At 61.4% G+C, this 8,836-nt stretch carries 5 protein-coding genes and 1 pseudogene; 4 read left to right on the top strand and 2 right to left on the bottom strand.

The genetic code is table 11. From position 1 onward, the window contains the following. Positions 1–757: 757 nt before the first annotated feature. Both macA and QF039_RS17220 read left to right on the top strand, forming a co-directional pair. Positions 758–1,910: pseudogene (macA, locus tag QF039_RS17225) on the top strand (macrolide transporter subunit MacA). A 3-nt stretch (positions 1,911–1,913) separates the two neighbouring features. Next, positions 1,914–3,872 (top strand): MacB family efflux pump subunit, encoded by a 1,959-nt coding sequence (locus QF039_RS17220; protein WP_003212489.1) that lies wholly within the window; start codon positions 1,914–1,916, stop codon positions 3,870–3,872. A gap of 125 nt (positions 3,873–3,997) precedes the next feature. Here QF039_RS17220 and QF039_RS17215 read toward each other — a convergent pair whose 3' ends face one another. Together QF039_RS17215 and QF039_RS17210 are read right to left on the bottom strand one after the other, a co-directional pair. Then, on the bottom strand, positions 3,998–4,687 hold the full coding sequence (locus QF039_RS17215; RefSeq protein WP_307519658.1) for a helix-turn-helix transcriptional regulator: 690 nt from the start codon (positions 4,685–4,687) through the stop codon (positions 3,998–4,000). A gap of 185 nt (positions 4,688–4,872) precedes the next feature. Then, positions 4,873–6,117: a methionine gamma-lyase gene (locus QF039_RS17210; protein ID WP_307519655.1), complete on the bottom strand. Its 1,245-nt coding sequence runs from the start codon at positions 6,115–6,117 to the stop codon at positions 4,873–4,875. Positions 6,118–6,241: 124 nt separating this feature from the next. On the opposite strand from QF039_RS17210, the gene QF039_RS17205 reads away from it, so the two are divergent. Both QF039_RS17205 and fmdA read left to right on the top strand, forming a co-directional pair. Beyond that, on the top strand, positions 6,242–6,712 hold the full coding sequence (locus tag QF039_RS17205; protein ID WP_008430161.1) for an Lrp/AsnC family transcriptional regulator: 471 nt from the start codon (positions 6,242–6,244) through the stop codon (positions 6,710–6,712). A gap of 894 nt (positions 6,713–7,606) precedes the next feature. Continuing rightward, entirely contained in the window at positions 7,607–8,836 is a 1,230-nt protein-coding gene (gene fmdA, locus QF039_RS17200) for a formamidase (protein ID WP_003218608.1), read from the top strand.

Genomic DNA, 8,836 nt, shown 5'->3' with positions numbered 1-8,836 from the left:
AAGGTCTTTGCCCCACCACTCGGTGCCTCGCCCAGGCTCGGCATGCCCGCACTCCGGCACGCTTGCGCGGGCCGCCGCGACGGGCCATCCATGGCCCGGCGCGGCTAAATCGGCATCCTTGCCGATTTACCCGCTCCACCGTGCCTACTTGCGGCCATCGTGGTTAACGGGGCCCGCAGATCAAGATCAAGATCAAAAGCACGGCGGCCTGAAAGCCGACCTGAGTGTTAGAAGCAAAGGCAAAAGCTGCTTTTCTGTAGGAGCTGGCTTGCCTGCGATGCAGACACCTCGGTGGATCAGGCAGACCCAGTTGATGCCATCGCAGGCAAGCCAGCTCCCACATTTGACCGTGCCCGCTCTTGATTTGGCTTGTGCCTTTGCTTCACCACACTCAAGCCGGCTCTCAGGCCGCTGTGCTTTTGCTTTTGCTTTTGATCTTGATTTTGATCTTGGGCGCCCCGTTAAACCACGCTGGCCGAACGCAGGCTTTGGAGCGTGGGTAACCCGGCAGGACGCCGGGTTAGCCGTCCTGGGCCAGGGATGGCCCATGACGGCGGCCCACGGTCCAAAGCCGGAGTGAGGGCACACCGAGCCTAAGCGAGGTGCCGAGTGGTGGGGCAAGAGCGTTTTGCTTACTTTTGCGCTGTTCAAAAGTGAGCCGCTGTAAGAGCGGAACCCATATCAGCCGTTACTAAAAAAACGGATATGTACTCCGAGCCAAAAGCCGGACCAACTTCAACGTCTTCTGTGGTCACTTATGGAAAAGTCAAAGCTTCGCAAAACAGGAATGGCCCTGGCCCTGGCAATCGCCGCCGCCCTGACCATCTACACCGTGCAGGCCCCCGCAGACGCGCCGCAATACCTGACCGCCACCGCCGAGCGCAGTGACATCGAAAACGCCGTCCTGGCCACCGGCCTGCTCGAAGGCGTCAAGCAGGTCGATGTCGGCGCCCAGGTTTCCGGCCAACTCAAATCCCTGAAGGTCAAGGTCGGCGACAAGGTCAAGAAGGGCCAATGGCTGGCCGAAATCGACCCGTTGATCCTGCAGAACACCCTGCGCAAAGCCCAGGTCGACGAAGAAAAACCTCCAGGCCCAACGCCGCGCCACCGCCGCGCAACTCAAGGAAACCAAATCCGTCTACGAACGCTATCAGGGCCTGCAAGAGGACGAATCCGTGTCCCGCCAGGACTTCGAAACCGCCGAGTCCAACTACGAGGTACAGCGCGCCAACCTGATGTCCCTCGACGCCCAGATCAAAAGCGCCCACATCCAGATCGACACCGCCAAGATCAACCTGGCCTACACCCGCATCGTCGCGCCAATCGACGGCGATGTAGTGGGCATCGTCACCCAGGAAGGCCAGACCGTGATCGCCAGCCAACTGGCACCGGTGCTGCTCAAACTCGCCGACCTGGACACCATGACCGTCAAGGCCCAGGTCTCCGAAGCGGACGTGATCCACATCAGTCCGGGCCAGCAGGTGTATTTCACCATCCTCGGCGAGGCCGACAAACGCTACTACGCCAAATTGCGCGGCACCGAACCCGCCCCGCAGAATTTCCTCGAAACCCAGACCGCCGGCACCCCCAAGCAAAACACCGCGGTGTTCTACAACGCGCTGTTCGACGTACCCAACCCCGACCACCGCCTGCGCATCGCCATGACCGCCCAGGTGCGCATCGTGCTCGACACCGCCAAGGCCGCACTGACCGTGCCGGTGGCCGCACTCGGCCCGCGCAATGCCGATGGCAGTTTCCCGGTGCGGGTGCTGGACGCCAAGGGCAAGGCCAACACGCGGCAGGTGCAGACGGGCATCAACAACAACGTCAAGGTGCAGATCCTCGATGGCCTGGCCGAAGGCGACAAGGTGGTGATCGGCGACCCATCGCCTGCCGTGGCGGGGGGCTGATTGATGACTCAGCCACTGCTGGAGCTTAAAGGCATCGTGCGCAGTTTCATGGCCGGTGACCGCGAATTCATTGCGCTCAAGGGCATCGACCTGACCATCCACGCCGGGGAAATGGTCGCGATCACCGGGGCCTCGGGTTCGGGTAAATCGACCCTGATGAACATCCTCGGTGGCCTCGACTACGCCACCGCCGGCAGCTACAAGATCAATGGCATCGAAACCCGCACCCTGGGGGATGAGCAACTGGCCGAGCTGCGCCGCGACTACTTCGGTTTTATCTTTCAGCGTTACCACTTGCTGGCGCACCTGAGCGCGTTGCACAACGTGGAAATGCCAGCGATCTATGCCGGTACGCCGGAAACCGCCAGGCATAGCCGCGCCGGGGAATTGCTGGCACGCCTGGGGTTGTCGGGGCATTTGACCCATCGCCCGAGCCAGCTGTCCGGCGGCCAGCAACAGCGCGTGAGTATCGCCCGGGCCTTGATGAACGGCGGCGAAGTGATCCTCGCCGACGAACCCACCGGCGCCCTCGATACCCACAGCGGCAAGGAGGTGATGCGCATCCTGGCCGAGCTGCACGCCGCCGGGCACACGGTGATCATCGTCACCCACGACCCGAAAGTCGCGGCCAATGCGCAGCGGATCATTGAGGTGCGCGATGGCGAGATTGTCAGTGACCGCGCCAATCAGAGTGTCGGCCTCGACCTGCCCACCGAAGCGCCCATCGAGCCCAAGCGCAGCGGTGCGCGCAAGTTGGTGGCGAGCCTCGGGCTGTTCAAGGAGGCCTTCAACATGGCCTGGGTCGCGCTGATTTCTCATCGCATGCGCACCTTGCTGACCATGCTCGGCATTGTCATCGGCATCACCTCGGTGGTGTCGATCTCGGCCATCGGCGAAGGCGCCAAGCGCTATGTGCTCAAGGACATCCAGGCCATTGGCAGTAACACCATTGATATCTTTCCCGGCAAGAGTTTTGGTGACAGCCGTGCGTCAGCCATCGAGACGTTGTTGCCGTCGGATGTGGATGCGCTGAACCAGCTGTATTACGTCGACAGCGCCACGCCGGTGGTGGGGCGCAACCTATTGCTGCGTTACGGCAATATCGACCTGGACGCCCAGGTCAATGGGGTCAGCGATCGCTATTTCCAGGTCAAGGGCCTGAAGCTCGAAGCCGGAATTACCTTCAGCGAAAGCGACGCCCGGCGCCAGGCCCAGGTGGTGGTGATCGACCACAACGCGCGCCATCGACTGTTCGCGCCCGGCGTGGATCCGCTGGGTCAGGTGATCCTGGTGGGCAACCTGCCCTGTACGGTGATCGGGGTGACGGCCGACAACAAAAACATGTTCGCCGCCAGCAAGGCGTTGAACGTGTGGGTGCCGTACGAGACGGCAGCGGGGCGGCTGTTGGGCCAGCGTCATCTGGACAGCATCACGGTGCGCATCAAGGACGGCCAGCCGAGCAAGGTGGTGGAAGAGAACGTCACCAAGCTGATGTTGCAACGTCACGGCACCAAGGACTTCTTTACCAACAACCTCGACAGCATCATGCAGACGGTGCAGAAAACCAGCCGTTCCCTGGCGTTGCTGCTGTCGTTGATTGCAGTGATTTCGTTGCTGGTGGGCGGCATCGGGGTGATGAATATCATGCTGGTGTCGGTGACCGAACGCACCCGCGAAATCGGGATTCGCATGGCAGTGGGCGCGCGGCAATCGGATATTCGCCAGCAGTTCCTGGTGGAAGCGGTGATGGTCTGCCTGATTGGCGGGATGATCGGCATCTCGCTGTCATTCGCCATCGGCTACCTGTTTTCGTTGTTTGTGAAAGAGTGGGAAATGGTGTTTTCCCTGGGCTCGGTGGTGACGGCGTTTGCGTGTTCAACGTTGATCGGGATTGTGTTCGGGTTTGTGCCGGCGCGGAATGCGGCGCGGTTGGATCCGATTGAAGCCCTGGCCCGGGATTAGGCCGGGAAGAGATCAAAAAATGTGGGAGCGGGCTTGCTCGCAAATGCGCTGGATCAGTCACACATGTATTGACTGACACTGCGCATTCGCGAGCAAGCCCGCTCCCACATTTGTTCCTCGGTGTTCTAGAGAGTGGCGTTTTCTTCTGTGGAATACATCCACCGCATCAATGAATGCCGGCCACTGATGCCCATCTTGATCGCTGCCCGCTTGAGGTAGCTCTCGATGGTATTGACCTTCAGTGCCAACTGCTCTGCCAGTTCCGGTGCGGTACGCCCGGCCAGCAGCCCCACGCACACCTCAAGCTCCCGGCTGGACAGGGCCAGCCCCGATTGCGCGAGGCGCTCTTCAAAGCGCCGGCGCAAGGTGTCGATGCCTTGTTGCTGCGGCGCTTCGCTGTCCGGACCGCTGGGTTGCAGGGCGCTGATGTGTTTTTCAACCATCGGCAGCAGCAGGGAGGAGAAGTCTTGCAGGATGATCCGCTCCTGCTGGGAAAAACTTTCGCAGGGGTTGGAGCGATACACCGACAGCACGTAGCTGACGTCATCCTTGCGCCGGGTCAGGTGCAGTTGGGCGGCGGCCTGGGCCTCTTCCTGCCCTGGCAGCGGGTCGGTGTACACCGGGCTGATCCCCGTCATTCGCGAACTGCCGCCCTTGCGCGGTGAACTCACAGGCATTTGGGTGATGTGCGTCGCGTCGACCGCCAGTTGGGTGAGGATCAGGTCGTGCAGCATGCGCGGGAAATGCCGGCTGCCGGTGCTGGCGATGACTTTGCCAATGTGGGGGAACAGGTGTGAGTTCATCATTTCATCCATGAGTTTCAATGAGGGCGGCGTACAGGGCAGTGATCTCCATGACTGCCGCCTCGTATGCTAGTACAGGCTTTCGCAAACGGGCCAATGAATGGATCAAATTTTTTGCGGTGCAGGGCGCAACGGGAGAAGCCCGACCTTTTCAGGCCGGGCTATTGATAAACGTCGCACCTGCCTGTGAATTTACTTCAAGCGTGATGAACGTTGTGTTGCACCGCCCGGGATTTCGGCTTTACGGCACAGGCCTCCAGGGCTTGGGCAACGTCGGCCAGCAGGTCGGCGACATCCTCAAGGCCCGCCGAGAGTCGCACCAGCCCTTCGGAAATCCCGTGGTGGGCGCGCTGCTCCGGGGTGTAGGTGGAATGGGTCATGCTGGCCGGGTGCTGGGCCAGTGACTCCGCGTCCCCCAGGCTCACGGCCCGGGTGAACAGCTTGAGGGCGTTCATGAAGCGTCGGCCCATGTCGATGCCGCCCTTGAGTTCAAACGCGATCATGCCGCCGGATTGTTTCATCTGCCGCGCGGCCAGTTCGTATTGGGGGAAGGAGCGCAGGCCGGGGTAGGTCACCCATTCCACCAGGGGATGGGCCTGCAAGGCTTCGGCGATGGCCAGGGCGTTGCTGCAATGGCGGTCCATGCGCAGGGCCAGGGTCTTGAGGCCGCGCATCAGCAGGGCGGCGTCCTGGGGTGACATCACCGCACCGGTCAGGTCCTTGAGCCCTTGCAGGCGAATGCGCTGGGCCAGGGCCTGGCTGCTGACGGCGATGCCGGCGGTGATATCGCCGTGGCCACTGAGGTATTTGGTGGCCGAGTGCACCACCACGTCGGCGCCCATTTCCAGCGGGCGTTGCAGGTAGGGCGTGCAGTAGGTGTTGTCCACCACCACGGTGATCCCGGGTTGCCGGTGGGCGATCTCGGCGACGGCGGCGATGTCCACCAGTTGCAGGTTGGGGTTGGCCGGGGTTTCGAAGTAGATCATGCGCGTGGCCGGGTTGATGGCCTCGCTCAGGGCGTTCAGGTCGGTGAGGTCGATGTGGCGCACCTTGACGCCGAATTCGCCGATGCCGTGATGCAGCAGGGCGAAGGTGCAGCCGTAGAGGGTCTGGCTGACGATGATTTCATCACCTGGGCGCAGCAGGGTCCAGAACGTCGCGGCAATTGCGCCCATGCCGGAGCTGAAGGCGACGGCGGCTTCGCCGTTTTCCAGGGTAGCCATGCGCGATTCCAGCAGGGCCAGGGTGGGGTTGGAGATGCGGGTGTAGAAGTGTCCGCTCTCTTCGCCGGCGAAGCACGCGGCTCCGTATTCGGCGGTGGGGAAGGCGAAGGTTGCCGTCAGGTAGATGGGCGGCACGAGGGCGCCGTGGTGGTCCTGGGGGTCATAGCCGTGGTGGATGGCGCGGGTGGAAAAGCCGAACGTGTTGTGTTTATTTTTCATGGTCGGACGCTCCTTATTTCCTACAATGCTATGCTTATAACGGCGGCCGAACGTTCCATAGTTTGCTGGGAAAGGCCGGTAGATTGGGATGAAAAACAATAAAAACGACGTTTTGAGGCAAGATATGCCCATGCATCTGGATCGGACTGACAAGGCACTTTTAAACGCCTTGCAGGGTAATGCGCGGTTGACGGTGGCGGAGTTGGCGGAGCGGGTGTCGCTGACCACTTCGCCGTGTTGGCGGCGGGTGAAGAACCTTGAGGACAGCGGGGTGATCGGCGGTTATCAGGCGATCCTGTCGCCCAAGGCGCTGGGGTATGGGGTGACGGCGTTTGTCAGCATCATGATGGATACGCACTCCCGGGAAGTTGCCCGGGCGTTTGAGCAAAGGTTGCTGGAGATTCCCGAGATTGTGGCGTGTCATAACGTTTCGGGGCGGTATGATTTTTTGTTGGAAGTGGTGGCGAAGGATCTGGAGTCGTTTGGGGAGTTTGCGCGGGAGGTGTTGCAGGGGTTGCCGTGTGTTAAGGAGATTTACTCGAGTTTTTCTTATAAGTCGGTGCGGCCGTTGCGGGTGATTCCTTTGCCGGAGTGATGGTGTGTATATCCGTTATTTGGGTAGCGGCTGCTTATGGTTTCGCTCTTACAGCGAGTCACTTTGCAAAAAAAGCGGCAAAGTAACCAAAGCGCTCTGCCCCGCCTGTCGGCACCTCGCCTAGGCTCGGTGTGCCCTCACTCCGGCATTACTCCGCGGGCCGCCGCGACGGGCCATCCATGGCCCGGCGCGGCTAAACCGGCGTCCTGCCGGTTTACCCGCTGCGCAATACCTGCGTTCGGCCTCGGGCTTATTGGGGCAGTCAGATCAAGATCAAAAGCACGGCGGCCTGAGAGCCGACCTGAGTGTTTAAAAGCCAGATCAAAAGCCAGAGCGAAAGCAGAGCTGCTTTTCTGTGGGAGCTGGCTTGCCGGCGATGCAGACAACTCGGTGAATCAGATACACCGAGGTGATGCCATCGCAGGCAAGCCAGCTCCCACATTTGAACCGTGCCCGCTTTAGCTTTTGATTTGGCTTTTAAACACTCAAGCCGGCCGGTAGGCCGCTGTGCTCTTGCTTTTGATCTTGATCTTGGGCGCCCCGTTAAACCACGCTGGCCGAACGCAGGCTTTGGAGCGTGGGTAACCCGGCAGGACGCCGGGTTAGCCGTCCTGGGCCAAGGATGGCCCATGACGGCGGCCCACGGTCCAAAGCCGGAGTGAGGGCACACCGAGCCTAGGCGAGGTGCCGAGTGGTGGGGCAAGAGCGTTTTGCTTACTTTTGCGCTTTTCAAAAGTGAGCCGCTGTAAGAGCGGAACCGATATCAGCCATCACCCAAAAAACGGATATGCCCCCCAACCCCAAAGACGCATACGTCATCCAACGTATTCCCCGCCCAACCCCATCCCCGTGAGACTGCTCCCGACAGCCAACCCACCCTCCGGGAGCACCTCGATGACCGACACCCTGATCAAAGTCGACCTCAACCAACCCGTCACCGAAAACGAACAGATCCACAACCGTTGGCACCCGGACATCCCGATGGCTTGCTGGGTCAAACCCGGCGATGACTTCATCCTCGAAACCTACGACTGGACCGCCGGCGCCATCAAGAACAACGACGACGCCAGCGACGTGCGCGACGTCGACCTCTCCACCGTGCATTACCTCTCCGGCCCGGTGGGCGTACACGGCGCCGAACCTGGCGACTTGCTGGTGGTCGACCTGCTCGACATCGGCGCCAAGGCCGACTCCCAGTGGGGCTTCAACGGCTTCTTCTCCCGCCAGAACGGCGGCGGCTTTCTCACCGATCACTTCCCCAGCGCGCAAAAAGCCATCTGGGATTTCAAGGGCATGTTCACCAGCTCCCGGCACATCCCGGGCGTCAATTTTGCGGGCCTGATCCACCCCGGCCTGATCGGCTGCCTGCCCGACCCGGTGATGCTCGCCGACTGGAATCGTCGCGAGCAGGAGCTGATCGACACCAACCCGACCCGCGTCCCACCCCTGGCCAACGCCCCGCTGGCTGCCACCGCGCACATGGGCAAACTCAAGGGCTCGGCCCGTGACGATGCCGCCGCCACCGGTGCCCGCACCGTGCCGCCCCGTGAGCATGGCGGCAACTGCGATATCAAGGATTTGTCCCGCGGCTCGAAGATCTATTTCCCGGTGTACGTCAACGGCGCCGGCCTGTCGGTGGGCGACTTGCACTTCAGCCAGGGAGACGGCGAAATCACCTTTTGCGGCGCCATCGAAATGGCCGGCTGGGTGCACATGAAGGTCGAGCTGATCAAGGGCGGCATGGCCAAATACGGGATCAAGAACCCGGTGTTCAAGCCAAGCCCGATCACCCCGAACTACAAGAACTACCTGATCTTCGAAGGCATCTCCGTCGACGAACAGGGCCAGCAGCATTACCTGGACGTCAATGTCGCTTACCGCCAGGCCTGCCTGAATGCGATCAACTACCTGACCAAGTTCGGCTACTCGCCGGCCCAGGGGTATGCGTTGCTCGGCTCGGCGCCGGTGCAGGGGCATATCAGCGGCGTGGTGGACATCCCCAACGCCTGCGCGACGTTGTGGCTGCCGACTGAAATCTTCGAGTTCGACATCAACCCCAATGCCAGCGGCCCGACCCAATTCCTCGACGGCAGCATCGACCTGCCCATCGCTCCGGACCTGTAG

Source organism: Pseudomonas sp. W2I6, from assembly GCF_030815935.1.
Classification (GTDB): Bacteria; Pseudomonadota; Gammaproteobacteria; order Pseudomonadales; family Pseudomonadaceae; genus Aquipseudomonas.
This window is presented reverse-complemented; position numbering and strand designations above follow the sequence as displayed.